16 protein-coding genes are annotated in these 25143 nt (G+C 72.6%); 6 read left to right on the plus strand and 10 right to left on the minus strand.

Annotation, left to right across the window (positions count from 1 at the left end; genetic code table 11):
- Window positions 1-71 precede the first annotated feature (71 nt).
- Window positions 72-1166: a PP2C family protein-serine/threonine phosphatase gene (locus ABTY61_RS10700; RefSeq protein ID WP_350504596.1), complete on the minus strand. Its 1095-nt coding sequence runs from the start codon at window positions 1164-1166 to the stop codon at window positions 72-74.
- A 186-nt stretch (window positions 1167-1352) separates the two neighbouring features.
- A complete protein-coding gene (locus ABTY61_RS10705) occupies window positions 1353-2570 on the minus strand; it encodes a cytochrome P450 (RefSeq protein ID WP_350504597.1) in 1218 nt (405 codons plus the stop codon).
- A 140-nt stretch (window positions 2571-2710) separates the two neighbouring features.
- Here ABTY61_RS10705 and ABTY61_RS10710 point away from each other — a divergent pair, with 140 nt between their 5' ends.
- Window positions 2711-3067 (plus strand): arsenate reductase family protein, encoded by a 357-nt coding sequence (locus tag ABTY61_RS10710; RefSeq protein WP_350504598.1) that lies wholly within the window; start codon window positions 2711-2713, stop codon window positions 3065-3067.
- Window positions 3068-3115: 48 nt separating this feature from the next.
- On the opposite strand, the gene ABTY61_RS10715 is transcribed toward ABTY61_RS10710, so the two are convergent.
- Entirely contained in the window at window positions 3116-3586 is a 471-nt protein-coding gene (locus ABTY61_RS10715) for a pyridoxamine 5'-phosphate oxidase family protein (protein ID WP_350504599.1), read from the minus strand.
- Between the two features lie 152 nt (window positions 3587-3738).
- On the opposite strand from ABTY61_RS10715, the gene ABTY61_RS10720 reads away from it, so the two are divergent.
- Together ABTY61_RS10720 and ABTY61_RS10725 are read left to right on the plus strand one after the other, a co-directional pair.
- On the plus strand, window positions 3739-4281 hold the full coding sequence (locus ABTY61_RS10720; RefSeq protein ID WP_350504600.1) for a DUF1697 domain-containing protein: 543 nt from the start codon (window positions 3739-3741) through the stop codon (window positions 4279-4281).
- Between the two features lie 148 nt (window positions 4282-4429).
- Window positions 4430-4975 carry an FHA domain-containing protein gene (locus ABTY61_RS10725; protein WP_350504601.1) on the plus strand — a complete coding sequence of 182 codons (546 nt, stop codon included), beginning with the start codon at window positions 4430-4432 and terminating at the stop codon, window positions 4973-4975.
- A 19-nt stretch (window positions 4976-4994) separates the two neighbouring features.
- Here ABTY61_RS10725 and ABTY61_RS10730 read toward each other — a convergent pair whose 3' ends face one another.
- Window positions 4995-5957 carry a DUF1152 domain-containing protein gene (locus tag ABTY61_RS10730; protein WP_350504602.1) on the minus strand — a complete coding sequence of 321 codons (963 nt, stop codon included), beginning with the start codon at window positions 5955-5957 and terminating at the stop codon, window positions 4995-4997.
- 69 nt (window positions 5958-6026) lie between these two features.
- Between ABTY61_RS10730 and ABTY61_RS10735 the strand changes: the two genes are divergently transcribed.
- Entirely contained in the window at window positions 6027-6629 is a 603-nt protein-coding gene (locus tag ABTY61_RS10735) for a DUF6891 domain-containing protein (RefSeq protein WP_350504603.1), read from the plus strand.
- Window positions 6630-6828: 199 nt separating this feature from the next.
- Here ABTY61_RS10735 and ABTY61_RS10740 read toward each other — a convergent pair whose 3' ends face one another.
- Together ABTY61_RS10740 and ABTY61_RS10745 are read right to left on the minus strand one after the other, a co-directional pair.
- The gene (locus ABTY61_RS10740; protein WP_350504604.1) at window positions 6829-7623 is read right to left on the minus strand and encodes a hemerythrin domain-containing protein; all 795 of its coding nucleotides are present in this window, start codon (window positions 7621-7623) and stop codon (window positions 6829-6831) included.
- Between the two features lie 170 nt (window positions 7624-7793).
- Entirely contained in the window at window positions 7794-8855 is a 1062-nt protein-coding gene (locus tag ABTY61_RS10745; RefSeq protein ID WP_350504605.1) for an alpha/beta hydrolase, read from the minus strand.
- A 461-nt stretch (window positions 8856-9316) separates the two neighbouring features.
- Between ABTY61_RS10745 and ABTY61_RS10750 the strand changes: the two genes are divergently transcribed.
- The gene (locus ABTY61_RS10750) at window positions 9317-10069 is read left to right on the plus strand and encodes an SDR family oxidoreductase (RefSeq protein ID WP_350504606.1); all 753 of its coding nucleotides are present in this window, start codon (window positions 9317-9319) and stop codon (window positions 10067-10069) included.
- A gap of 129 nt (window positions 10070-10198) precedes the next feature.
- On the opposite strand, the gene ABTY61_RS10755 is transcribed toward ABTY61_RS10750, so the two are convergent.
- The 3 genes from ABTY61_RS10755 to pulA form a co-directional block, all read right to left on the minus strand.
- Entirely contained in the window at window positions 10199-11944 is a 1746-nt protein-coding gene (locus tag ABTY61_RS10755; RefSeq protein ID WP_350504607.1) for a carbohydrate-binding module family 20 domain-containing protein, read from the minus strand.
- A gap of 267 nt (window positions 11945-12211) precedes the next feature.
- Window positions 12212-14542 carry a M4 family metallopeptidase gene (locus tag ABTY61_RS10760; RefSeq protein WP_350504608.1) on the minus strand — a complete coding sequence of 777 codons (2331 nt, stop codon included), beginning with the start codon at window positions 14540-14542 and terminating at the stop codon, window positions 12212-12214.
- A gap of 634 nt (window positions 14543-15176) precedes the next feature.
- On the minus strand, window positions 15177-20741 hold the full coding sequence (gene pulA / locus ABTY61_RS10765; protein ID WP_350504609.1) for a pullulanase-type alpha-1,6-glucosidase: 5565 nt from the start codon (window positions 20739-20741) through the stop codon (window positions 15177-15179).
- A 316-nt stretch (window positions 20742-21057) separates the two neighbouring features.
- Here pulA and ABTY61_RS10770 point away from each other — a divergent pair, with 316 nt between their 5' ends.
- Window positions 21058-22023 (plus strand): phosphatase PAP2 family protein, encoded by a 966-nt coding sequence (locus tag ABTY61_RS10770; RefSeq protein ID WP_350504610.1) that lies wholly within the window; start codon window positions 21058-21060, stop codon window positions 22021-22023.
- A gap of 71 nt (window positions 22024-22094) precedes the next feature.
- Here the strand turns inward: ABTY61_RS10770 and ABTY61_RS10775 are convergent, their stop codons facing one another.
- Entirely contained in the window at window positions 22095-25121 is a 3027-nt protein-coding gene (locus tag ABTY61_RS10775; protein WP_350504611.1) for a bifunctional [glutamine synthetase] adenylyltransferase/[glutamine synthetase]-adenylyl-L-tyrosine phosphorylase, read from the minus strand.
- Window positions 25122-25143: the final 22 nt, after the last annotated feature.

Below are 25143 nucleotides of genomic sequence, written 5' to 3' on the forward strand. Positions count from 1 at the left end.
CATGGCCACTTCGGTCCCGGTCCGGGTCGGGAGGGGAGTGACCGGGAAGGCCAGGCGGGTTCCGGCGGGGGTCATTCGGGGGTGAGGGCGAGGACGGCGAGGTCGTCGGCGAGGAGGCCGGCGTACTCGTGGACGTCCTGGGCGAGGAAGGAGACCACGCGGTCGGGGGTGGAGTTGCCGAGGGCGGCGAGGCGGGGGGCGAGGGGGTAGAAGACGCCGGTGGCGTCGCGGGCCTCGCTGACGCCGTCGGTGTAGAGGACGACGGTGTGGCCCGCGGGGAGGGCGACGGTGGTCGGCTTGGCGGGTTCGTCCTCGGGGCGGAGGTGGCCGAGGCCGAGCGGGAGGTCGTCGGCGCAGGCCACCGGGGTGATGGTGCCCCGGGCGAGCAGGAGGGGGGTGGTGTGGCCGCGGTTGACGAACTCCACGCAGTCGGAACCCGCGCGGTACTGGAGCAGGACGGCGGTGACGAACAGCTCGTCGTCGCCGCGGTCGGCGGCGTCGCGCAGCACGGCGCGGTCCAGTTGGTCGGCGAGCTCGACCAGGCCCGGGGTGTCGTGGGCGGCCGCCCGGAAGGCGCCGAGCACGTCGGCGACGGTGCGGACCGCTCCGAGGCCCTTGCCGCGGACGTCGCCGAGCAGCACCCGGACGCCGAAGCGGGTGTCGCACACCTCGTAGAGGTCCCCGCCGACCAGTACCTCGGCCTGCGCCGGGCGGTAGAGCCCGGCCACCCGCAGGCCGCCCGCCCGCTCCGGCACCGGGCGCAGCACCGTGCGCTGGAGGGTCTCGGCGACCGTACGGGCCTGCAACAGGTTGCGGTTCTGCCGGATGCGCTGCCAGGACAGGGCGGTGCCCATCACCCCGGACAGCGCGGTGGCGATGTAGACCCAGACGTGGTGCTGCTCGTTGATGTGGCCCGCGCGCAGGGCCAGCAGCAGCTGGAGGGTCAGGGCGCCGCCCGTGGTGGCAGCGGTCAGCACCGGGCCGTAGCTGAACGCGGCCACCACGGGCAGAGCGGTGAGCAGGAAGCCGGCGGCCACCGCGTCCGGCACGACGGCTTCGGCGGCCAGGTCCAGGACCAGCAGGAGCACCGGCAGCCACGGCACCCAGCGCGGCACCCGGGGCTGCGCGACCGCGAGCTCCGGCGGGCGACGGCGGGGCGCTGACACGGCTGGGACCTCCTGGCTGACCGACCCTGGGAGATTGACCAGGAATGACCGGATTCGTCCCTCCATGCTCCCCCACGACCGGCCCGGTCACGAATGGCCGAACGTCCCGGATTCCGGCGGGGGGATCAGAGGAGATCAGAGGGGGATCAGAGCGCCGCGGGCCACGGACGGGCGGTCACCGGGTGGTCACCGGACCGTCACCGGCAGCGTCTCGTAACCGCGCAGCACCAGGCGGTCACGCCGGGTCGGCACGCCGCCCTGGGCGAGCCGGGGGAAGCGGTCCAGCAGTGCGGACACCGCGAGCTCGCCCTCCAGCCGGGCCAGCTGGGAGCCCAGGCAGAAGTGGGTGCCGCCGCCGAAGCTGAGCGGCTGGCTGTCGGTGCGGGACGGGTCGAACACCCCCGGCCGGTCGTACCGGGCCGGGTCGTGGTTGGCCGCACCGATCAGCAGGGTCAGCCCGCTGTGGACCGGGACGGGCAGGCCCTCGATCGACAGGCCCTCCTCCAGGGCGACCCGCCCGGTGGCCTGGACCGGGGAGTCGAAGCGCAGCACCTCGTCGGTGAACCCGGCCGGGGTGACGGCGCCGCTGCGCAGCCCGGCGGCCACCTCGGGGTGGCGGAACAGCAGGGCGAGACCGTTGCCGAGCAGGTTGGTGGTGGTCTCGAAGCCGGCCACCAGCAGCAGCACCAGGTTGGCCAGCAGCTCGGCGCCGGAGAGCCGCCCGCCGTCCGCGGCGGCGATCCGGGCCAGGTCGCTGACCAGGTCGTCCTTCGGGCGGGCCAGCCGTTCGGCGATCAGCGCCGTGAAGTAGTCGGACAGCTCGTCGGCGGCCCGGTCGGCCTCCGCCAGGTCGTCGTAGTCCGAGACGATCTCCAGGGCGACGGTCAGGTCGGAGGCGAGGTCGCGGAAGCGGTAGCGGTCCTGCTCGGGGACGCCGAGCAGCTCGCAGATCACCCCGACCGGCAGCCGGAAGGCGAAGGCGTCCATGAAGTCCACCGGGGAACCGTCGGCGCCCTGCTCGGCCATCCCGTCCAGTAGGCGGGCAACCGCCGCCTCCACCGCCGGGCGCAGCGCGGCGACCCGGCGGGCGGTGAACACCGAGGCGATCAGCGAACGGACCCGGGGCTGGTCGGGGGCGTTGCGCTGGAGGATCGAGCGGCCGAACAGGGCGAGCGAGGAGTGCTCGGCGAACTCCGGGGCGAGGCCGGCCATCATGTCGGCGGTCGCGACGCCGAAGGCGGGCGTGCGGAGCACCTTGTTGACCGCGGCGTAGCCGCTCACCACGAACATCCCGTCGCCCGCCCTGGTCACCGGGCCGAGCCGGTGCGCCCTGGCGTAGAGCGGGTACGGGTCGGTCCTGACCTCCGTGGTCATCAGCTGCTCGATTATCGCGGCGCCGTCCATGCGATGCTCCCCTCCGACGTCCTGCTTCCTGGTTCCTGGTTCCTGAACCACGGACGGGCGCACCGGAGTTCCCGCCGCCGACGGGCCCGGCGGCGTCGCCCGGGCCGGGGGCGGGCCCGGGCGCGGATAGGCTGGTCGGTATGGAGATCTGGATCAACCCGCGTTGTGGCAAGTGCCGGACGGCGCTCAATGAGCTGAACGCCGCCGGGGCGAAGTACACCGTGCGGCGCTACCTGGAGGACCCGCCGACCGCGGCCGAGCTGGAGCAGGTGCTGGAGCGCCTGGGCCTGGAACCGTGGGACATCACCCGCACCGACGAGCCGGTCGCCAAGGAGCTGGGGATGAAGGGGTGGCCCCGGGAGGCGGACGAGCGGGCGCGCTGGATCGCGGCGATGGCCGAGCACCCCGTGCTGATCCAGCGCCCGATCATCACCGCGGACGACGGGCACGCCGTCGTGGCCCGGACTCCCGAGGTACTCAAGTCGGTCCTGCCGTAGGGCCCGTATCGGCGCTGCGGCAGGGCCCGTCCACGGCGGGCCGGCCGGTCAGTGGAGCTGGGTCTTCTCCACCGGCCGGCCCGGGTGCCAGTTGAGGACCCACAGGGCGTCGCCGTCCAGGCTGGTGTGCACCACCTGCCGGAGGTCCAGCCGGAAGAGGTGGAACGGGGTGGGCGGCGGCTCCGGCAGGTCGGCGGCGAAGGCGGCGAGCTCGTTCTCGTCGGTGACCTCCACCGCGCGGCCGGAGAGCTTGGAGTCCCCGCCGGCCATGGTCTCGTCGCCCGGGTGGGCGTGCAGCGCGAAGCGGGCGTCCCGCTGGAGATCGCGGGCCTTGACCGCGCCGTACATCGACCCGAGCCAGGCGTCGGCGCCGACGAAGTCGACCTCCGACCCGCTCACCCGGGGTGAACCGTCCTTGCGCAGCGTCGCCAGGACGTGGTGCTTGTTGGCCTCGAAGCGGGCCCGGACCAGGGCCGCGAGTTCGGGTGCCTCGTGCTCGAAATCCTGCCAGGTAGCCATGGCGCCAGTCTGGCACCCGGCACCGACAGTCGCCGGGTGCGGGACGACCGCCGGGTGCGAACGGGGCCGGCGGCGGGGTGTGGCCGGCGGGCGTTGCCAGCGGCGGTGTCGGTGGCGGTGGCGTTGTCGGTGGGCGGTGCCAGACTGGCGGGATGACCACCACGTACATCGCGTTCCTGCGCGCCATCAACGTCGGCGGCCGGACGGTGAAGATGGAGCGGCTGCGGGCGCTCTTCGCCGAGCTGGGGCTGGGGAACGTCCGCTCGTACATCCAGAGCGGGAACGTCTTCTTCCAGAGCGATGAGCCGGACCGCGCCGCGCTGACCGCACGGATCGAGGCACACCTGGAGCAGGCGCTCGGCTACCCGGTGCCGGTGCTGCTGCGGACGGTCGACGAGGTGGCCGGGCTGCTCGCCGCCGAGCCGTTCCGGGGCGTCGAGGTCACCCCGGACGTCCGGCTGGTGATCGCCTTCCTCTCCGAGCCGCTGCCGGCTGAACTGGCCCTTCCGCACCGCTCGGCGAAGGGGGACGTCGAGGTGCTCGGCGCCGATCCGGGCGCCGCGTACATCGTGGTCCACCTGCAGGACGGCAAGTGGGTCACCAGGGAGATGTTCGGCAAGCAGTACCGGGGGGCGGTGACCTCCCGGTTCTTTCACACCACGGAGAAGATCCTGGCGGCCGCCCGGAAGGGCTGACGGACCGTCCTCCGAGCCGGACCCCGCAGGTGGGCGCGCTGGAACCGCGCAGGTGGAGCGGGCGTCTGTCGCTCAGTGAGGTACGAACCCTGCGCCGGACCGCGGCGTGATCTGGACAGTCGAAGCCCGTCGATCCGACAATCGGGCCATGACGCAGCCTGAGCTCCCCACCGGCGCCGTCCGGCCCTCCGACGCCGAGCGGGACCAGGCGCTCGGGCTGCTCCGGGACGGCGCGGGCAGCGGTCGGCTGTCGCACGACACCTTCCTCGGCCGGATGGACATCGTCCTCCAGGCCACCAGCCGCGACGAGTTGGACGCGGCGGTGGCCGGGCTGCCCACCGGCGGGCCGGTCGAGCGCCTGGTGCTGCGGACGGTCGGCCGGGTCTCCGCCTTCGGCGCCCGACTGAACCGGGCCTGGCGCACCGAGCGGCTGCCCGGGCTGAGCCTGCCGCACACCGGGGCGGGACTGCTGACGATCGGCCGGCTCCCCGGCTCGGGGCTGCGGCTGCACGACGCCTCCGTCTCCCGGCACCACGCCGAACTGCGGCACGAGAACGGCGGTTGGGTGCTGTACGACCTCGGGTCGACCAACGGCACCCATGTGAACGGGCGGCGGGTCGCGGGCGGGATCCCGGTCCGGCCGGGAGACCAAGTGCGCTTCGGGAACCTGGAGTTCCGGCTCGCTCCGCACTGAGCCACTCCCCTGCCCCCGGTCAGTGCGGGAACGGCCGGGGCGGTCGCCGGTTGGGCAGTTCGTCCCGGAACTCCTCGATGAGGGTGGCGATCTGGCGGGTCACCACGGTGTCCTCCAAGCGGTCCAGGTAGCGGTTCTCGGCGGCCAGTGCCTCGACCGTGACACCGAAGTAGAGCGTCATCAGCGGATTGACGAAGAGCTGCGCACCCTTGGTCCGCTCGGTGAACTGCACGTCGCCGAACTCGCCGCGCAGCGCCGCCGCCACCGAGCCGTTGACGATGCTGGGGTGCTTCGGGAAGGCGGCCCGGGCATGCTCGACGGCGTCCAGGTAGAGCGCTCCCTCCCGGCTGCCGCGCGGGATGGAGAAGGCGCCGAGGTAGCCGCCGGCCCGGTCGATCGCGGCGAGGTTCTCCAGCACCAGGGCGTGGTTGACGCCGTGGTGGGCGTCGATGCCGAAGCCCAGGCAGGCGACCAGCCGTTCCGGCACCTCCGCCAGGCCCGCCACCGCGCCGAGGCTCGCCATGTCCTCCTCGGGGGTGCCCAGTCCGGTCTCGTCGCCGCGCATCAGGATGTCGGTGCCGCCGTCCACCAGCAGGATCGCGTCCACGCCCAGGTGGGCGACGAGTCTGCGGTAGGCCTCGCGCAGCAGCCGGACGCCGACCGTCGGGAAGGCCCACACCGTGTCGGGCATCCCGTGCAGCCGCAGCCAGCGGGCCAGCGTGCGTTCCGGGAAGTAGCCCTCGGGGGCGGGGGTGTCCGGCCCGATCCTGGCCACGTCGGGCTCGTGCCAGACCTCGCCGGGCAGGCCGTAGAGGTGGGTGAAGGAGAGGTTGGCCAGGTGCACCTCCTTGCCGGCGGCCCGCAGGGCGAGGGCGATCGGCAGTCCGGCGTAGACGTCGAAGCCGCCGCCGGCCCCGGCGATCAGGATCCGCTCGGCGGCCAGCAGACGGGTGATCAGCGGAGGTTGCAGCAGAGAAGTCATCGCCGGACGGTAGCGCACGGGCGCGGACCGCGGGACGGGATTGTCAGTGGCTGGTGCGAGGATTCGGGCATGACCCAGGACACGGCGCTCACCCCCGACGTGCTGCTCGAAGCCCAGGAGCGGGCACGCGAGTTGATCCGGTGCGGCTTCCAGGAGCCGGACGAGATAGCCGAGTCCCTGGTCGAGGTCCTCGACGACCAGGGGCTGACCCAGGAGGAGGCGGAGCGGATCGTCGCTCCGCTGTGGGAGGAACGGCTGGCCGAGCAGGCCCACTGGCCGGAGTTCACGGACGTGGACCGACTGGGGGACGCCTTCGACCTGCTGGAGGATCAGGGCATCGTCGCGGCGATGGACTTCACCTGCTGCGCCGGCTGCGGCTACGCGGAGATCGGCGGCGAGGCGGACGAGGACTCCCGGGGCTTCGTCTTCTTCCACCAGCAGGACACCGAAGCGGCCGCGGCCGGGCGCGGGCTGATGCTGCGCTACGGCGGCTTCCGCACCGGGGAGGAGTCGGACGCGGCGAACGAGGCGGCGGAGCGGCGGACGGTGGAGATCGGCTGGGCCGTGGTGGCCGCCGTGGAGTCGGTCGGCCTCCCGGTGGAGTGGGACGGGTCGCCGCACACGGCGATCCGGGTCGCTCCGCTGGAGTGGCTCAACCGCCTGCCGGAGTAGGGCCGGCACGGGCCCGGGCCGGATGGCCGCCCTGGCCGGATGGCCGCCCTGGCCGGATGGCCGCCCTGGCCGTCCGGCCTGATCTTCCGGTCCTGCGCTGCCCTGCGCTGCCCGGCCCCGCCCTGCCCCGCCCTGCCCGGCATATGTCAGGAGCACGTGCCACGCGCGTAGATCGACGGCCCGCGAAAGGACCCGGCGCTCAGTCGACCAGGCTCCCCAGCTCGCCGTCGGCCGCGCCGCCCACCGGACCCCAGAGCGGCGCGGTGCAGCGCTGGTAGGTCGCCTGCCAGTGCGGCCAGTTGCGGGCCACGTCGTCGTCGCACTCGGCCAGCAGCCGCTCGACCAGCACCGGGTCGACCCCGTCCAGCAGCCAGGCCAGCGCGTCCGCCGTGCCCGGGCCGTCCGCCCCGCGCAGCAGGTCGAGCAGCTCGGCCAGGCCGCCGAGCCGGGAGTTGTCGGCGACCACCCGCTCCATCCGGGGCAGCAGCTGCCGCTCCTCGATCCGCAGGTGGGTCTCCAGCCGGGCGGCCAGGTCCTCCATGGCGTAGGCGACCGGCCAGGCGCTGCCGGTGTCCCGGCTGGCGATCCGGACCAGCGTGGTGACCCGGGTGAACGAGTGGTCCAGGTTGTGGTGGTCGGCCTCCAACCAGTTGAGCAGCAGGCGCAGCTCGGGCGCGAAGCGCCGCACGATCGGCCAGATCCGGGTGTCCTGCTGCTCGTGGTGGCAGGTCAGCATCGCTGTCATGAAGGTCCAGTGGCGCAGGATCGCCTCGCCCTTGTCCTCCTCGTCGGGCTGGAGCAGTCGCAGCGCGTTGGGCAGCCGCGCGAGGTCCCGGCGGAGCGCGGCGTGCACCAGCCGCAGCCCGGCGAACCGGACGGTGACCGGCTCCTCGTCCGTGGCCGGCCCGTACGCGTCCGCGCCCCGGGGGTCGACTCCGGGCTCCCCCTGGGCGGGGACGGAGACGGCGGGCGGGGGCAGCAGGTGGATCGGCATGGCACTCTCTTCACGACTGGGTGAGGGCGGAGGGGCGGCCGGTGAGGACCGCCCCATCCAAGGTGCTCGCAGTCGATCAGAAGCGAATCAATGTCCGATTGACGCGCAGGTCACGGGCCTGCGCGGGGGTGGCGGCGGTTGCTGCGGCCGCCCCTCCCCCAGGGCCCGGATCAGTCCGAGGCCGGTCCCGCCAGGTTGGCGCTGAGCCACTGCAGGGTGTCCGGGATCATCTTCTTGAAGTCCGAGGTCAGGTGCTTCCCGCCGGGCTGCTCGTAGTACTGGATGGTGACCGGGGCGACGGCCTTGGCCACCCAGCTCTTGACCAGGTCCTTCTCGTAACCGTTGGCCCCGCCGGCGGTGACGTACATCTTCACGTCGGCCTTGCCCTGGGTGATGAGCAGGTTGGGGTTGTTGGCCGCCTTCTCGGCGTCGTGGCCCTTCCACAGCCCGGAGTCGGGGATGAAGTAGCCGTCGATCGGCACGGCGGCCTTGTAGACGTCCGGGTACTGCAGGGCCATCTTGGCGCTGCAGAAGCCGCCGGTGGAGGCGCCCATCACACCCCAGCTGTCGCGGCCCTGGAGGGTGCGGAAGTTCGCGCGGACCCAGGCCGGGATGTCCTCGGCCATCCAGGTGCCCATCTTCGGCTGGCCCGGGATGTCGGAGCAGTCCAGCGCGTTCTTCTCGTCGCTGTTGAAGTTCTGCACCGGCATGATCATGATGAACGGGTGGGCCTTGCCCTGCTTGACCAGCTGCTCGTCCACCTCCTGGATCGGCAGCTGGTTGTCGGTCCAGGTGTTGTAGCCGTTGCTCTGGCCGCCCGCGTAGAGGGTCAGCACCGGGAAGCCGGTCTTGGCGTACTTGGGGTCGTTGTACTCGGGCGGCAGCCAGACCCAGACCTGACCGGTGACGCCGGACTTCGCGCCGGTCACCTTGGTCATCATGATCGGGCCGGCGCCGGTGTCCCGGACCTTGTTGAGGCTGGCGGCCGGCCCGGTGGGCATCAGCACCTTGCCGTTGGCCGGGGTGGGCTGCTCGGCGGCGGGCGTCCCGGGGACGGCGCTGCCCGCGGCACTCGGGCTGCCCGGGGTGCCGGTCGCAGCCGGGGTGCCGTCGGCCGAGGAGCTGTTGCCCTTCCCGCCGTCGGACCCTCCGCAGGCCGCGAGCGAGGCGGCCAGGGTGAGCACGGCGGCGCCGGTCAGGACGGCACGGGAACGGGACGACTGCCTAAGCACGGTGAGGACTCTCCGACCGATGTCGCGCCCGGTCCGTCTGACCGGGCGGCGGCCCCCCGGTGGGGCCGGACAGGCCCGGGGTCGCGGGCGCTGTGCGGTCCCCGGAGCGATGGCGCGCCGTCCTTCGCGGAGGCGCGCCTTCCTGCGATCTTATGACGTGGCCCGGGGTCGGCCGGTTGCGAGGTGGCCACCGGAAATCCAATGTTTGTTCGCGATCAGGTAAAGGCCTTCACCACGCCCGCCGGACGACGGGGGCCGTACGGCGGGGGGCACAGTCGCCGGGCCGCCCGGCCGTCCGCATTTTGGGCACTTTGCCCAGTGACGGCGGCCCGCGCGTCCGGAACGATCGCCTCAGCACGCTCCCCGGCGGCGCCCGGGCAGAGTGTGACCGTACCGGTACAGAACCACCGAGCCGCCCAGCCACCGAGCCACCGAGCCACCGAGCCACCGAGGAGAGCGTCATGCTCGAACAGATCGCCGTCGTCACCGGAGCCGGGAGCGGCGTCGGCCGGGCCGTCGCGGTGGAGCTGGCCGCGGCCGGCTGGCGGCTGGTGCTGGCCGGCCGCCGGGCCGAGCAGCTGCGCGGGACGGCCGACGCCTTCCCGGCGGGTGTGCTGCCCGCCACGGTGGTGCCGACCGATGTCACCGACCCGGTCGCGGTGGACGCGTTGTTCGCGACGGCCGTCGAGCGGCACGGCCGGGTGGACCTGCTGTTCAACAACGCCGGGACCTTCGGCCCGGCCGTCCCGGTCGAGGAGCTGTCGGTCGAGGACTGGCGGGCCGTGGTCGACCTCAACCTGACCGGCGCCTTCCTCTGCGCCCGGGCCGCCTTCCGGCAGATGAAGGCCCAGTCCCCGCAGGGCGGCCGGATCATCAACAACGGCTCGATCTCCGCGCACGTCCCGCGCCCGCAGTCGATCGCCTACACCGCGACCAAGCACGCTGTCACCGGCCTGACCAAGTCGCTGTCCCTGGACGGCCGCCCGTTCCGGATCGCCTGCGGCCAGATCGACATCGGCAACGCGGCCACCGACATGACGGCCTCGATGGGCACCGGGGTGCGGCAGGCGGACGGCCGGATCGCGCCGGAGCCGACCATGGACGTGGCGGACGTGGCCCGCACCGTCCGGCACATGGCCGCGCTGCCGCTGGAGGCCAATGTGCAGTTCGCCACGGTGATGGCGACGGCGATGCCGTACATCGGGCGCGGCTAGGGCGTCCGAATCCCGCGATGGTGCCGGCGCCACCCCCTCCCGGGTGGTTCGGAGCGGCGCGGCCACCCACCTGGGGACCCCCGTCGGCGGTGGGCTGACGGGGGTCCCCGGGTACCGGCGGGAACGGCGCTACGGGCGCCAGGTGTCGTTCAGCGTGACGTTCCCCGAGGCCGGCGCGGTCGCCGTCCGGTTGGCGCCGGACTCCCAGGTCACCGCCCCGCTCGCGTCCTTGCGCAGGTACTTGTACTGGAAGGACGTGCCGGCCGGCAGCGAGAGCGCGAGCGACCAGACCGGGTAGCCGGCCGAGGAGAGCGGCAGCGCCTTGGCCGGGTCCCAGCCGCCGAGCGCCGCGGCGTCGCCGGCCACGTAGAGGTTCTGCCCGTACGCGGTGGTCGCGTTGACGTTGAAGGAGGCGCCGGAGGCGGCCGTGCCGGGCTGGACGTACAGTGCGACCGCGTCGCCCGCGCCGACCGTGGCGGTGAACTGCCCATTGGCGCCGACCTGGTACGTCGGGCCGGTGCAGCCGCCGCCGGGCTGCGGGTCGCCGTGCTGGACGTCGCAGTACGTCCCGGCCGGGAGCCCGGTCTGGAAGGTCTGGGTGATCGCGCCGCTCTCGTGGTTGATCGCGACGTAGCCCCGGCTGCCGCGGCCGAAGGCGATCGCGTTGTTGCCGTTGGACCACCAGTCGGTCACCCCGGTGCCCGCGACGGCGTTGCGGAAGCCGACCATGTTGGCGATCTGCCGCCAGGCGTGGGTGCAGTTCCAGCCGTCCTGGTAGCAGGCGTTGACGGTGCCGCCGTTGGGCGGGCCGTCGTCGTTGTTGGTGAAGCCGTAGCCCGAGTAGACGTTGGGCGAGCCGTAGGTGGAGGCCAGCAGGAAGACGTTGGCCAGGGTGTAGGTGTTGCCGTAGGTGTAGTTGAGGGTGGAGCCGTTGCGCTCGGTGTCCCAGTTGTCGACGAAGCTGCGCGCCTGGTTGCTCGGCAGGTAGCCCCAGGAGGCGCCCCAGTTGCCGAGGTTGGCGAGCTTGTCACTGGTGAAGACGCGCTTGAGATCGGTGCCGACCCGGAACTCGTCGACGTCGCCGTTGCCGGTGTACTCGGAGGGCTGGATGGGCTCGCCCGCGCCGTAGATGACCTCCTGCACCCAGTAGGCGTTGGGGTTGGCCATCCGGGCCTTGATCGCGGCGAGTTCGGTGGCGGCGATGTGCTTGGCGGCGTCGATCCGGTAGCCGTCGACGCCGAGCGAGCCGAGGTCGTCCAGGTAGTGGGCGATGGTGGTCTGGACGTAGGCGCTGCCGGTGTCCAGGTCGGCCAGGTTGACCAGCTCGCAGTCCTGCACGTTGGTGCGGTCCTGGTAGTTGGAGATCGGCTGGCGGCAGGTGTGGAAGTCCTGGTCCTGGTAGGTGCCGGGGTAGTTGTACTTGGTGTACGCGGTGCCGCCGGTGCCGGTGCCGGAGCCGGCCGTCATGTGGTTGACGACCGCGTCGGCGATCACCTTGACCCCGGCCGCGTGGCAGGTGTCGACCATGTTCTTGAAGGACGTGCGGTCGCCGAGCCGCCCGGCGATCCGGTAGCTGACCGGCTGGTACGAGGTCCACCACTGCGGACCCTGGATGTGCTCCTGCGGCGGCGAGACCTCGACGAAGCCGTAGCCCTTCGGGCCGAGGGTCGTGGTGCAGGCCTGGGCGACCGAGTCGAAGCGCCACTCGAAGAGGGTGGCGGTGACGTCCTTGCCGTTGTTCGCGGGCGGGGCGGCCTGGGCGGCGGGGGCGCCGACGGCGGTGCCGAGCGAGAGGGCGAGCGCCGCCGAGGCGGCGAGCGCACCGGCCGTGCGGGCCGGCCGGCGGGTGGGCCCGCCGGTGGGGGTGGTGACCACGTTGTCTCCTGTGGGGTGGCTGGGGTGGGGGCAGCCGGGGTGAAGCCTGCAAGAAGCTTCTGTAACTTGCCGGAAACTTGCAGCGCTGAACCTAGGGCGACCGGAACAGGCCGTCAAGGTCTCAGGAGATTCGTTTCTGCATCGACGCGAACCGGAGCACGACAAGGGGCCCGGCAGCCGTAGCCGCCGAGCCCCTTGCCTGTCCTGGTTCACCTGTCCTGGTTCACCTGCCCTGGTTTCACCGGTCCCTCAGGAGCCGGTGCGACCTCAGCCGGTCTGGATCGAGGTGTCGTCGATCACGAAGCTGGTCTGCAGCGAGGAGTCCTCGGTGCCGGTGAACTTCAGGGTGACCGTCTGGCCCGCGTAGGCGGAGAGGTCGAAGGTGCGCTGCTGGTAGCCGGCCGCGGCGTCCACGTTGGAGTAGGTCTTCAGCGTGGTGCCGTTCACCGACACGGTCAGCTTGTCGTACGCCGTGGTGCCGGTCTCGGCGGTGTCGATGTGCAGCCAGAAGCTCAGCGTCGCCTTGCAGCCCGCCGGGATGGAGACCGTCTGGGACAGCGTGTCGGTGTGGGTGCTGCCGTAGCCGTCCAGGTAGGCCTTCCAGCTGCCGCTGTGGGCCGGCTCGGAGGAACCGTTGTCGATCACACCGCTGGTGGCCGTCCACGGCGCCGCCGTGCCGGTCTCGAAGCCCTGGTTGCCGAGCAGCTGGGCCGGGGTGCAGGAGCCGCCGCCACCGCCGGTGACCGTCCAGGTGAAGCTGGTGGTGCCGGACTTGCCGGCCGAGTCCTTCACCGTGACGGTCACGTTGGAGCTGCCCGCGGCGGTCGGGGAGCCGGTGATCACACCGGTGTTGGCGTTGATGGCCAGGCCGGCCGGCAGCCCGGTGGCCGAGTAGGACAGCGGAGCCGTCCCGCCCGAGGCCTTGATCTGCAGGTTGACCGAGCCGCCCACCGCGGTGGACTGGTTGCCCGGGCTGGTGACGCTGACCCCGCCCGGGTTGGGCAGCGAGCCGACGTTCACGGCGGCCCAGGCGGTGGCGACCGCGTTGTACTCGGCGCCGTTGGCGCCGTACAGGTCGGTGGCCGCGTTCAGGGTCGCGGTGCGGGCGGCGGCGTAGTCGGTGGTGGAGGTCATGTAGGCGGTCAGCGCCTTGTACCAGACCTGCAGCGCCTTGTCGCGGCCGATGCCGGAGACGGTGATGTTGTTGACCGTCGGGCTGTTGTAGTTGAAGCCGTTGATGGTCTTCGCGCCGCTGCCCTCGGACAGCAGGTAGAAGAAGTGGTTGGCCACGCCGGACGAGTAGTGCACGTCCAGGTTGCCGACGCCCGAGTACCAGGAGTCGGCCGAGGTGCCGTCCTTGGACGGCTTGTCCATGTAGCGCAGCGGCGTGCCGTTGCCGTTGAGGTTGATCAGCTCGCCGATCCAGTAGTTCGGCGGGTTGGAGGCCAGGTTGGCGTACCACTCGACGCCGGTGCCCATGATGTCGGAGGTGGCCTCGTTGAGGCCGCCGGACTCGCCCGAGTAGTTCAGGGCGGCGGTGGCGGCGGTGACACCGTGGCTCATCTCGTGGCCGGAGACGTCGATCTCGGTGAGCGGGTGGGTGTCGCCCGAGCCGTCACCGTAGGTCATGCAGAAGCAGCTGTCGTCCCAGAACGCGTTGGTGTAGTTGGTGTCGTAGTGGACGCGGCTGAAGGCGCCGACACCGTCGTTGCGGATGCCGCTGCGGCCGAAGGTGTTCTTGTAGAAGTCCCAGGTGGCGGCGGCGCCGTACTGGGCGTCGACGGCGGCGGACTCGCGGTTGCTGGCCTGACCGTTGCCCCAGGTGTCGGTCGACTTGGCGAACAGCGTGCCGTTGCCGGACGTGCCGTTGGCCATGTCGGTGGTGTACTGGCCGCCGCGGGTGGTGTCCTTGAGCTGGTACTGCGAGCCGCTCTGGGTGGTGGTCAGCGGGACGGTGCCGACGAACACGCCGGTGCCGGAACCGCGCTGGATGCCGTCGGCCTTGCTGAGCACCGCGCCGGTCTTGGCGTCGGTGACGACGTGCAGCTTGCTCGGGGTACCGTCCGACTCCTGGCCGTTGACGACCGTCTCCCAGGCGAGCTTCGGGGTACCACCGGAGGCCCAGACGACCAGGCGCGGGGCGGCGTCCACGGAACCCTGCTCGGCGGCGAGCGCGGCCTCCTGGGCCTTCGGCGCGGCCACGGCGGGGGTCGTGTCGACGCCGGCGAGGTTGGCCTCGCTGGCCTTGGTCACGCTCTTGGTGGCGCCGGCGGAGTCCTGGTGGACGATCAGGTCGCCGCCGAGGACGGGGAGTCCGGCGTAGGTGCGCTCGTACCGCAGGTGACGACCGCCGTTGGCGTCCTGGACGACGTCCTTGGTGACCAGCTGCTCCTTGCCGTCCAGGCCGAGCGCCTGGGCCAGGGAGGTGGTCTGCTGGTTCGCCGAGGCGATCAGCGCGGCCCGGCTGGCCTGCTGGGTGGCGACGGCGGTCGGCGCGTCCGGGGCCGCCTGCGCGATCACCGGTATGCCGGTGACCAGCAGCGCGGTGGTGGCGGCCATGACGACCGCCGCCTTCCGGACGTGGGCGTGACGTGACATGCGGACTCCTTCTCCGACCGGCGTGCCGAGTGGATCGACCCGGCGTGCGCGGTGGACAGAACCTGGGCCGCGGTTGCGGCGCAGTGGGGGCCCCCGTCGGGTGCAACGGGGGTGCGGTTGCCGTGCGTTGCGGTGCTCTGCCGTGCTCTGCGGTGCGGTGCTCTGCGGTGCTCTGCCGTGCTCGCACGTCGTGCAGGGGTTCGTTCGCAGGTCGGGACGCGCTGCACCTGAACTGGGGCAGCTGCACCGGGGGGTGGGGCCCCCTCGTCTGCAGCCGGAGGAATCGTGGCAGCAAACGCGCCGTTAATGACAGATGCATGCCACTGATTGGCCGATTATTTACCGAAACCGTATGCACAACGCTTAGTCAGTTGTGTTACAGCATGACGAAGTCTTGAACACGGTTTTCATGCCCCCGGCAAAGTTCGATCACCACCGGAGGTGACTGACCAGCGGTCAGGGCCGCCCCCCGCCCCGGCGGGTGCCCGGCAGCGCCGCCTCCGGGCGGCACGTCACAGTTCCGGCCGTGCCACCGCCGGTTTCCGGCCATTCCCCGGCCGGAACGGAACCGGGCCCCGCGCCGCCCGAACGGCGGCGCGGGGCCCGGGGGTCGGGGCCGGCGTGAGCAGCGGGATCAACCCTGCACGAACACCGCCACGGTGCGACCCGGCACGGTGAACGTCCCGGTCGCGGGGTCGAAGCCGGACTGCTGCACCACCCGGTCCACCCCGCCCGCCTGAACGGGGTGCAGTGCCTGGCTCGTCCCCTTCAGCGCGGCCACGGTCTGCGCCTGCGCGGCGGGCGTGGCGTTGAAGACCACCGTGACGCCCTTCGCCGCCCCGGCCAGCCCGGTGCCGTCCAGGTGCAGGGTGATCACCCCGGGCGTCTCACCGGGCGTGCCGGAGAGCGGGTACGACAGCCGCTGCTGGACCTCGGCCAGGGTCGGCAGCGAGAACAGCGGCGAGGACTGCTTGATCCGCAGGAACTCCTGGAACTGCGCGCCGGTCGCCCGGATGTCGGCCGCCCCCACCGTCAGCCGCGGGTTCGCCAGCAGCGGCCCGGCGGTCGGCCAGAGCTCCTGGTTGTCCTTGGCCGGCGGCAGGCCGCGGCCCCAGCCGTTGCCCTGCGAGGCGTCCCAGTGGATCGCGTTGAACCAGTCGCCCGAGTCGTAGGAGTTGGAGTCCAGCGACTTGGAGCGCAGCAGGTCGCTGCCGGCCTGGGCGAAGCCCGCACCCTGGGTGAGCGCGGTCAGCGACAGCCCGAGCGCCTGCATCCGGGCCCGGTCGGCGGGCGCGGTGGTGGTCGGCAGCTTGTACGCGAGCGCGTCGAACAGGTCGGTGTTGTCGTGGGCGTCCACGTACTCCACCGCCTCGCCCGGCTTCGCCGCGTACCCGGTCGGGGAGCCGTTGTAGTCGACCTGGGCGCCGGTGACGGCCTTCCCCGAGCTGTCGGTGAAGGAGTAGCCGGCCAGGTTTCCGGTGAGCCCGACCTTCAGCTGGTCCATCTGGTGCAGCAGCCGGGCCTTCTGCTCCTGCGGACCGCCGTTCGCGGCCGAGCCGTTGGGGTCGGTGTACAGGCCCGAGGCGAAGCCCTGCTGCGGCGCCGAGCCGAGCATGAAGTTGCCGCCGCGGGCGGCGTCGCGGAGCCGGTCGTCGAAGGTGGCGATGCCGGTGCCGGCCATGTTGGCCTGGGTGGCCTGCTCGAACCGGGCGTTGTTCGCGACGGTGCCGAAGTTCCAGCCCTCGCCGTAGAGGAAGACGTTCTTGCCGTCCACGCCGTCCGACTCGGGCGTCATCCTCCGCAGCGCCGCCTGCACGTCCAGCATGGTGGACTTCGGGTCCAGGCCCATCAGGTCGAAGCGGAAGCCGTCGACCTGGTACTCCCGGGCCCACAGCGTCACCGAGTCGACCACCAGCCGGTTCATCATGGCGTGTTCGGGCGCGGTGTCGGCGCAGCAGCTGTCCGTGGTCACCTTGCCGTCGGCGTCCAGCCGCTGGTAGTAGCCGGGCACCACCTTGTCGAGCACCGAGTGGTCGGCCTGGCCGGCGGCGGCGGTGTGGTTGTAGACCACGTCCAGCACCACCCGCAGTCCGGCCGCGTGCATCGCCTGGACCATCCGCCGGAACTGGACGGTCCGCGCGGTCCCGTTCGGGTCGGTCGCGTACGAGCCCTCCGGCACGTTGTAGTGCAGCGGGTCGTAGCCCCAGTTGTAGGCGTCGTCGGCGGCGACGGCCGCCACGCACTCCTGCTGCTTCGGGCCGTCCGGGGGAAGGGACTTGAGGTCGCAGGCGGGCAGCTTCTGGTCCGCCCGGTTCTCGTGGATGGTGGCGATGTCGAAGGTCGGCAGCAGGTGGACCGTGGTCACCCCGGCCTTGGCGAGGTCCCGCAGGTGCTTCATCCCGGCCGAGTCCGACTCGGTGAACGCCAGGTAGGTGCCGCGCTCGGCGGCCGGGACGGTGGTGTCCTCCACCGAGAAGTCCCGGACGTGGAGTTCCTGGATCTGCTGCTGCGCGGGCGGGACGGCCTGCGGGCGGGCCTGGTCGTCCCAGCCCGGCGGCTTGAGCTCCTTGGCGTCCAGGTCGGCGACCAGGCTGCGCTTGGAGTCGGTGGCGAGCGCCACCGAGTACGGGTCGGTGACGGTGTTGACCACCAGCTGCTGCACCGAGGGCGCCCAGACCTTCACCTGGTACAGGTAGTACTTGCCGTCCAACTCCTTCTTGTCCCGGACGACTTCCCACACGCCGGTCTCGTCGTCCAGCTTCAGCGGCAGCGTCCTCGGGGTGCCCCCGGTGGCGCTGTCGAAGACCTGGACGGACACCTGCTGCGCGGTCGGCGCCCAGAGCGAGAGCGCGACCTTGCCGTCGTAGTAGGCCGGGCCGAAGTCCACCTTGCCGGTGCGGCGGGCGTACTGGTCGTCCAGCACGCCCGGGGTCTGGACCCCGGTGCCGGCCAGTACGGCGCCGCTGGGCAGGTGTTCGGTGAACAGCAGCTGGCCGCGCAGCGCCGCCGGGACGCGCGCGGTGTCCCGGGCGTCCACGGTGAAGGCCCGGTAGCCCGCCAGGTGCGGGTACTTCGCCTTCTGGGCGTCGGTCAGCCCGCCCGCGACGGGGGTGAGACGGATCCACTTCCCGGGCTTGGTCAGCACGCCCTTGTCGGCGCGGATGCCGCCCTCGGGGTCGTAGACCAGCTGGGCGCTGGTGCCGCCGGCCAGGGCCTGGTCGGTGGCACCGTAGTTCGCCGGGACGACGACGGTCCGTGCGTCGATCCACTGGGCCTTGGCGCTGCCCAGGTCCAACTGCGAGGCGGCGGCCGGGTTCTGCGGCAACAGGTAGCCCTCGCGGCCGCCGACGATCCACACCTCCCTGCCGTTGACGGCGAAGTCCAGCGACTGGTCGGCGGGCAGGTCCTTGTCGTTGCCGTTGTGCAGGATGTAGCTGAGGCTGGTCGCCCCGGGGGCGAGCGGCACCTCGAAGACGGCACCGAAGGCGTCGCGGCGCGCCGGCAGCAGCGGCTTGCCCCAGTCGGTGGGGGTGGCGGCGCCGGTCCAGTCGTGCAGGCCCCAGCCGTCGTAGCTGCCGTCGGCCCGGTTGTAGTGGATGACGGCGGTGCCGGCGGGCGGGGTGCTCGTCGGGCCGGGGTTGGTGGTGCGGACGGCCGGGTCGCCCTGCTTCAACCACACTTCGCCGGTGGCACCCAGGTCGAGGTGGCGGTCGGCGTCCACGTCCTTGACGCCGTTCCGCTCCACGATGAAGCCCAGGTCGGAGGCGCCGGGCTTGAGCCGCACGTACGCGAAGGCACCGTACGCGTCCCGCCCGGTGAAGGGGTGCCCGGCCGGCCAGGTGGTGCCCTCGCCGTCGGCGAGGTCGCCCCAGGCGTACAGGTTCCAGCCGTCGTAGTTCCCGTCCGGCCGGTTGTAGTGGACGACGGCGTACGGGCGGGCGCCGGCGGTGGGCACCGGCTTGGGGGCGGGGGTGCCGGTGGTGAAGCTCGCGGTGGCGGAGCGCAGGTGGCCGCTGGAGTCCTGGACGACGGCCTTGTAGCGGACGACCGTGCCGGGGGCGGCGGCGCTCAGGTCCTGGGTGACTGCGAAGAGCCTTCGGCCGTCGGAGCCGGACGTCCCGGTGTCGGCGGTGCCGAGCGTCTGCCACGGCCCGTTGCCGGTCTGCGCGGCGAACGTCACACGGTTGAAGCCGCCGCCGTCCGCCTTCGCCCCGATCGTCACGAGCCCGGTCGAACCGTCCGCCGGCGGTTGCACCGACAGCTGCGGCGCGGCACTGGTCTTGGAGGCGGCGGCGAGCCTGGCCCCCGCCTTGAGCACCACCGAGGACAGCGCCGGGACGGTGACGGTCACCTTGCGGTCGGCGCCGCTGGTGAGCCGCGGTCCGGGCGCGGGGTAGATCGGGTCGAAGCCCATCCCCGCCGAGAAGGTGTCCAGCGTGACGGTCTTCGCCTCGGTGGCGTTGTTGACCGCCACCAGGTACTCGACCTGCTGCCCGGCGTCGATCCGGGAGAAGGCGTACACGCCCGCGCCGTCGGCGGCGTAGCGCTGGATCTGCGCGCCGTCGGCGAGCGCCGGGTTGTCGCGGCGCAGAGCGGCCAGCCCGGCGATGCCCTGGTAGAGCTCGCCGCCCTGCCCGTAGCGGTCGGCCGGTCCGGAGGGGCCGCCGAGCACCCGGTCGGCGTTGTACGAGGGCGTCCTGGAGGCGAACATGTCCTGCCGGGCGTCCTTGTCGCCGCCCGCGCCGGTGAAGCCCTGCTCGTCGCCGTAGTAGACGACGGGCTGGCCGCGGGTGAGGAACTGCAGCTCGTTGCCGAGCCGCTCCTTCTTCAGCAGTACGGCGTCGTCGGCGCCGGGGTTGTCGGCGAGCAGGAAGGAGCCGAAGCGGCCCATGTCGTGGTTGCCGAGGAAGGTCGGCAGCTCGTAGGCGTCGCCGTCGGCGCTGGTGTAGCGGTAGTCCTGGCCGTACACGTCGGCGAGGTTCTGCGCCGAGCCGCCCTGGGAGACGTAGGAGCGGGCCGCGCCCTGGAACGGGAAGTCCAGGGTGGCCTGGAGCTTGCCCTTGGTGACGTAGGGCGAGGTGACGGCGGGGTCGCCGGAGTAGACCTCGCCGAACATGAAGAACTTCTTGTTGCCCTGCTTGGCGGCGAAGTCCTTGAGCGCGGGCGCCCACTGCTGCCAGAAGGCCATGTCGACGTGCTTGACGGTGTCGATCCGGAAGCCGTCCACCCCGGTGTCCTCGACCCACTGCTGGTAGACCTGCTCGAAGCCCTTGACCACCCGGGGGTTCTGGGTGTCGAGGTCGTCCAGGCCGTTGAAGTCGCCCTCGGTGGCGGACTCGCCGACGAAGGTCGAGTCGCCCCGGTTGTGGTACAGCGCCGGGTCGTTGAGCCAGGACGGGCTCTTGGCGGTCGCGTCGGCCGGGGTGCGGAAGACCGGGGTGTAGGGGAAGGAGTCCTTGGTGGTCTTCGGCCAGGGGGCCCGCGCGTCGGCGATCGCGGTCTCGTCGACCGGGTTGCCGTCCGCGTCGAGGGTCGGGTAGGCGCCGGTGGAGCGGTAGGCGTGCTGCTGCTCGGCGTAGTCGACGACATCGGCGGTGTGGTTGGTGATGACGTCGAAGAAGACCTTCATGCCGCGCGCGTGCGCCTTGGCTATCAGCTCCTTGAGCTGCTCGTTGGTGCCGAAGTGCGGGTCGACCTGGGTGAAGTCGGTGATCCAGTACCCGTGGTAGCCGGCCGACGCGTCGGCCCCGCTGCCCTGCACCGGCTTGTTCTTGAAGATCGGGGCGAGCCAGATCGCGGTGGTGCCGAGGTTCTGGACGTAGTCGAGCTTCTGGATCAGGCCGGCCAGGTCGCCGCCGTGGTAGAAGCCCTTGTCGGTCGGGTCGAGGCCGTTGTCCAGCCGTCCGCCGGTGATGCCCCCGGTGTCGTTGGCGGTGTCGCCGTTGGCGAAGCGGTCGGGCAGGACGAAGTAGAACTGCTCGCGGGTGAGGTCGTGCCGCCCGGCGGTGGCCGCCAGGGCGGCGTCCGAGGGCGGGGCCGGCGGGGCGGCGGCGAGGGCCGCGGGGGCGCTGCCGAGGGTGGCGGCGGTCAGCGCGGCGGCCAGCAGGACGGCCGTGCGGCCGGGTCTGCGGGCGGGGCCGCGACGGCCGGGGCTCCGTCGGGCGGTGCTCCGTCGGGGGCGGAGCGGCGTATCGGCCACTGAGGGCTCCCTTAGGGGAAGGGGCGATCGATTTCCCAGGAAGCTAGCGGCCTGCAATATGTTTCAGCAAGATGCAGAAAGCGTTTCGTGCCGGGAAAATCCAGGCCACCGGCCCGCCCGAGGACCCCGGTTACGTCCGGACGGCCGAGCGCGTGACAATGGGACGTATGTCCGTCCCACCGGTAACCCCCAGATCAGATCGCACCCCCTACCCCGGTGGGATCCGCCCCCTACCCCTGGAGGGGGACAACCGGTGAAGAATCCACTTCCAGAGGATGAGCAGACGGCTACAAGCGGTCTGGCAGACTTCTCGTCCATGGGGGAACCGACCGAGATCCAGCGAGCCGACGCCCGGCGCGCCGACGCGGCCCACGGTGGCGGTTCCGAGGCGACCAGGCCCAGCGCGGCCCGACTGCCCGAAGGAGCCACCCGTGCCGCCCAGTCCCGCACCGCCGCCCTGCGCGGCCGCATCCGGGACCAGCGGCGCTCACCGGCCCGACCGCGGATCTGGTTCGAGCTCGCCCTGATCGGGATCAGCTACTGGCTCTACTCGATCGTGCGCAACGCCGTCCCGGAGCAGGAAGCGATAGCCCAGAAGCACGCACGCTGGATCTGGGACCTGGAGAAGGACCTCGGCATCGCGGTCGAGCGCTCCATCAACCACGCCGTGGACAGCGTGGGGTGGCTCATCACCGGGATGAACTACTACTACGCGACGCTGCACTTCATCATCACCATCGGTGTGCTGGTCTGGCTCTACCGCAGCCACCCCGGCCGCTACGTCGCCGCCCGCACGGTGCTGTTCGTCACCACCGGGATCGCCCTGGTCGGCTTCTACTTCTTCCCGCTGGCCCCGCCGCGGCTGATGACCGACGGCGGCTTCATCGACACCGTGCAGGCCCACCACACCTGGGGCTCGTTCGCCTCCGGGCCCGCCGCGCACGTCTCCAACCTGTACGCGGCGATGCCCTCGATGCACATCGGCTGGTCGATGTGGTGCGGTCTGACGATCTTCTTCCTGGCCCGCCGAACCTGGGTCCGGGTACTCGGACTGATGTACCCGGCGGCCACCCTGGTGGTCATCATCTCGACCGCCAACCACTTCTGGATGGACGCCGTCGGCGGCGAGATCTGCCTGGCGGTCGGCTTCCTGGCCGCCCGCTGGCTCTACCACGAGTGGGTCTACAAGCTGCCGCAGGTGCCCTCCCGGGAGCAGGCCGAGGAGCCGGTCACCGTTCCGGAGCAGTGGAGCGAACCGGCGGCCAGCAGCGCCCGCCGCTAGTCCGTGAACGCGAGAGGGGCCCCCGCCTGGCGGGGGCCCCTCTCGCGTCTCCGGTCAGTCGGCGTCTCCGGTCAGCCTGCCCCGTAGAACAGCCGGTCCACCACCGCCCGGGCCCGTCGGGTGGTGCGCCGGTAGTCGTCCACCAGCTCCCCGCTGTGCCCGGCGCCGTACCCGAGGTAGCGGGCCACCCCGGCCAGCTCCCGGGCCTCCCCCGGGAAGCTGTCCCCCGGCCGCCCGCGCACCAACATCACCGCGGAGCGCACCCGGGAGGCCAGCACCCACGCCGCCTCCAGCACCTCCGCGTCGGCCGGCCGCACCAGCCCGGCCGCGACGGCGGCCGCCAGCGCGGCCCTGGTGCGGGTGGTCCGCAGGCCCGGCACCTCGTGCCCGTGCTGCAGCTGGAGCAGCTGCACCGTCCACTCCACGTCCGCCAGCCCGCCCCGGCCGATCTTGGTGTGGGTGGTCGGGTCGGCGCCGCGCGGCAACCGCTCGGCCTCGATCCGCGCCTTGATCCGGCGGATCTCCACCAGGTCCCGCTCCGGAACCCCGGTGCCCGGGTAGCGCAGCGGGTCGATCAGCTGCCGGAACCGGGTGCCCAGCTCCTCGTCCCCGGCCACCGGCTCGGCCCGCAGCAGCGCCTGGCTCTCCCAGGCGTGCGACCAGCGCCGGTAGTACGCCGCGTACGAGGCCAGGGTGCGCACCAGCGGGCCACTGCGCCCCTCCGGCCGCAGGTCGGCGTCGACCAGCAGCGGCGGCTCGGTGGACGGCGCGGCCAGCAGGGTGCGCAGCTCGTTGCAGACCGCCTGGGCGGCCTTGGCGGCCTCCTGCTCCAGCGAGCCGAGCAGCGGCTCGTGGACGAAGAGCACGTCCGCGTCCGAGCCGTAGCCCAGCTCGTGGCCGCCGAAGCGACCCATCGCGATCACCGCGATCCGGGTCGGCAGGTCCCCGTGCTCGGCCTCCCAGCCCGCCACGCAGGCGCGCAGCGCGCCTTCCAGGGTGGCGGCGTTGAGCGCGGTGAGCGCCTCCCCGGCGACGTCCAGCGCCTCGGCCGGGTCGTCCCCGAGCCGGCCGAGCACGTCCGCGGCGGCCGTGCGGAACAGCTCCCGGCGGCGCACCGAGCGGGCGGCCGCCACCGCGGCGGCGGTGGACCCGGCCCGGCCGACGGCGGCCAGTATCTCCGACTGCAGGGCCGCCCGGCCGCGCGGCACCGGGCCCTGCGGCTCGCCCAGCATGGCCACCGCCTCGGGGGCGCGCAGCAGCAGGTCGGGGGCGAGCCGGCCGGCCGACAGCACCCGGGCCAGCTGCTCGGCGGCGGCGCTCTCGTCCCGCAGCAGCCGCAGGTACCAGGGGGTGCGGCCGAGCGCGTCGGAGACCAGGCGGAAGTTGAGCAGCCCGGCGTCCGGGTCGGCGGACTCGGCGAACCAGCCGAGCAGCACCGGCAGCAGGGTGCGCTGGATCGCGGCCTTGCGACTGACCCCGGAGGCGAGCGCGCTGATGTGCCGCAGGGCGGCGGCCGGGTCGGCGTAGCCGAGCGCCTCCAGCCGGGCCCGGGCCGCGTCCGGGGTCAACCCGGCGGCGCCGGTCGGCAGTTCGGCGACGGCGTCGAGCAGCGGCCGGTAGAACAGCTTCTCGTGCAGCCGCCGCACCTCCACCGCGTGCCGCTTCCACTCGCGCTGCAGCGCGGCCACCGGGTCGGAGCGGGCGTCGTCGTTGATCAGCGCGGCGAGCGAGCGGGCGAGGCGGCGCTGGTCCTCCTCGGCGGTGGGCATCAGGTGGGTGCGGCGCAGCCGGTGCAGCTGGATGCGGTGCTCCAGCGAGCGCAGGAAGCGGTAGGCGGTGTCCAGCGAGACGGCGTCCGCCCGGCCGACGTACCCGCCGCGGGAGAGCGCGGCCAGCGCCTCCAGGGTGTTGCCGCTGCGCAGCGCCGGGTCGGTGCGGCCGTGCACCAGCTGGAGCAGCTGGACGGAGAACTCGACGTCGCGCAGCCCGCCCGGGCCGAGCTTGAGCTGGCGGTCGACCTCGGGGGCCGGGATGGAGTCGATCACCCGGCGGCGCATCTGCTGCACGTCGGTGACGAAGTTCTCCCGGGCGGCGGCCTGCCAGACCATCGGGGCGAGCGCCTCGACGTACGCGGCGCCGAGCTCGGCGTCCCCGGCGACCGGACGGGCCTTGAGCAGCGCCTGGAACTCCCAGGTCTTGGCCCAGCGCTGGTAGTAGGCGAGGTGGCTGGCCAGGGTGCGCACCAGCGGGCCGTTGCGGCCCTCCGGGCGCAGGTTGGCGTCCACCGGCCAGATGGTGCCCTCGCCGGTGGTGTCCGAGCAGAGCCGGGTGAGCGCGGCGGCCAGCCGGGTGGCGGCCCGCACCGCCGCCTGCTCGTCCACGCCCTCGCGCGGTTCGGCGACGAAGATGACGTCCACGTCGGAGACGTAGTTGAGCTCGCGGCCGCCGCACTTGCCCATCCCGATCACCGCGAGCCGGCAGGCCGCGGCGGCCTCCGGGTCCTGCTCGGCGGCGAGGTCCAGGGCGGTCTGCAGGGTGGCGCCGGCCAGGTCGGCGAGTTCGGCGGCGGTCTGGGCGAGGTCGGTGGTGCCGGTGAGGTCACGGGCGGCGATGGCCAGCAGGCAGCGCCGGTAGGCGACCCGCAGCGCGTTCTCCGGGCTGCGGTCACCGCCCCGGACGCCCTCGGCGAGGGCACGGCGGAAGTCCGCCGGCCCGGGGTGCATGTCGCGCAGCTCGAAGGTGACCAGCACGTGCCAGTCGTGCGGGTGCCGGGCCAGGTGGTCGGCGAGCGCGGTGGAGACGCCGAGCACGCCGAGCAGCCGGTCGCGCAGCGGCTTGGACGTGGTCAGGGTGTCGCGCAGGGTGTGCCGCTCGGCCTGGTCGGCGGCCTCCAGCAGCCGGGCCAGGCCCAGCAGCGCAAGGTCGGGGTCGGCGGTGGCGCCGAGCGCGTCCAGCAGCACCGGGTCGTCGGCCAGGCCCTCGAGCCCGGGGCCCTCCAACAGCCGGACCGCCTTGGCGGGATCGGTGAAGCCCCGCCGCACCAGCCTGATCTCGGGCCGGCTGACCCTGCTCCCGGCCCGCTGCTCCTCCACCGCCATCGGCCCCTCCGTCCGTCCGCCA

The organism is Kitasatospora sp. NPDC096128 (assembly GCF_040303105.1).
Classification (GTDB): domain Bacteria; phylum Actinomycetota; class Actinomycetes; order Streptomycetales; family Streptomycetaceae; genus Kitasatospora.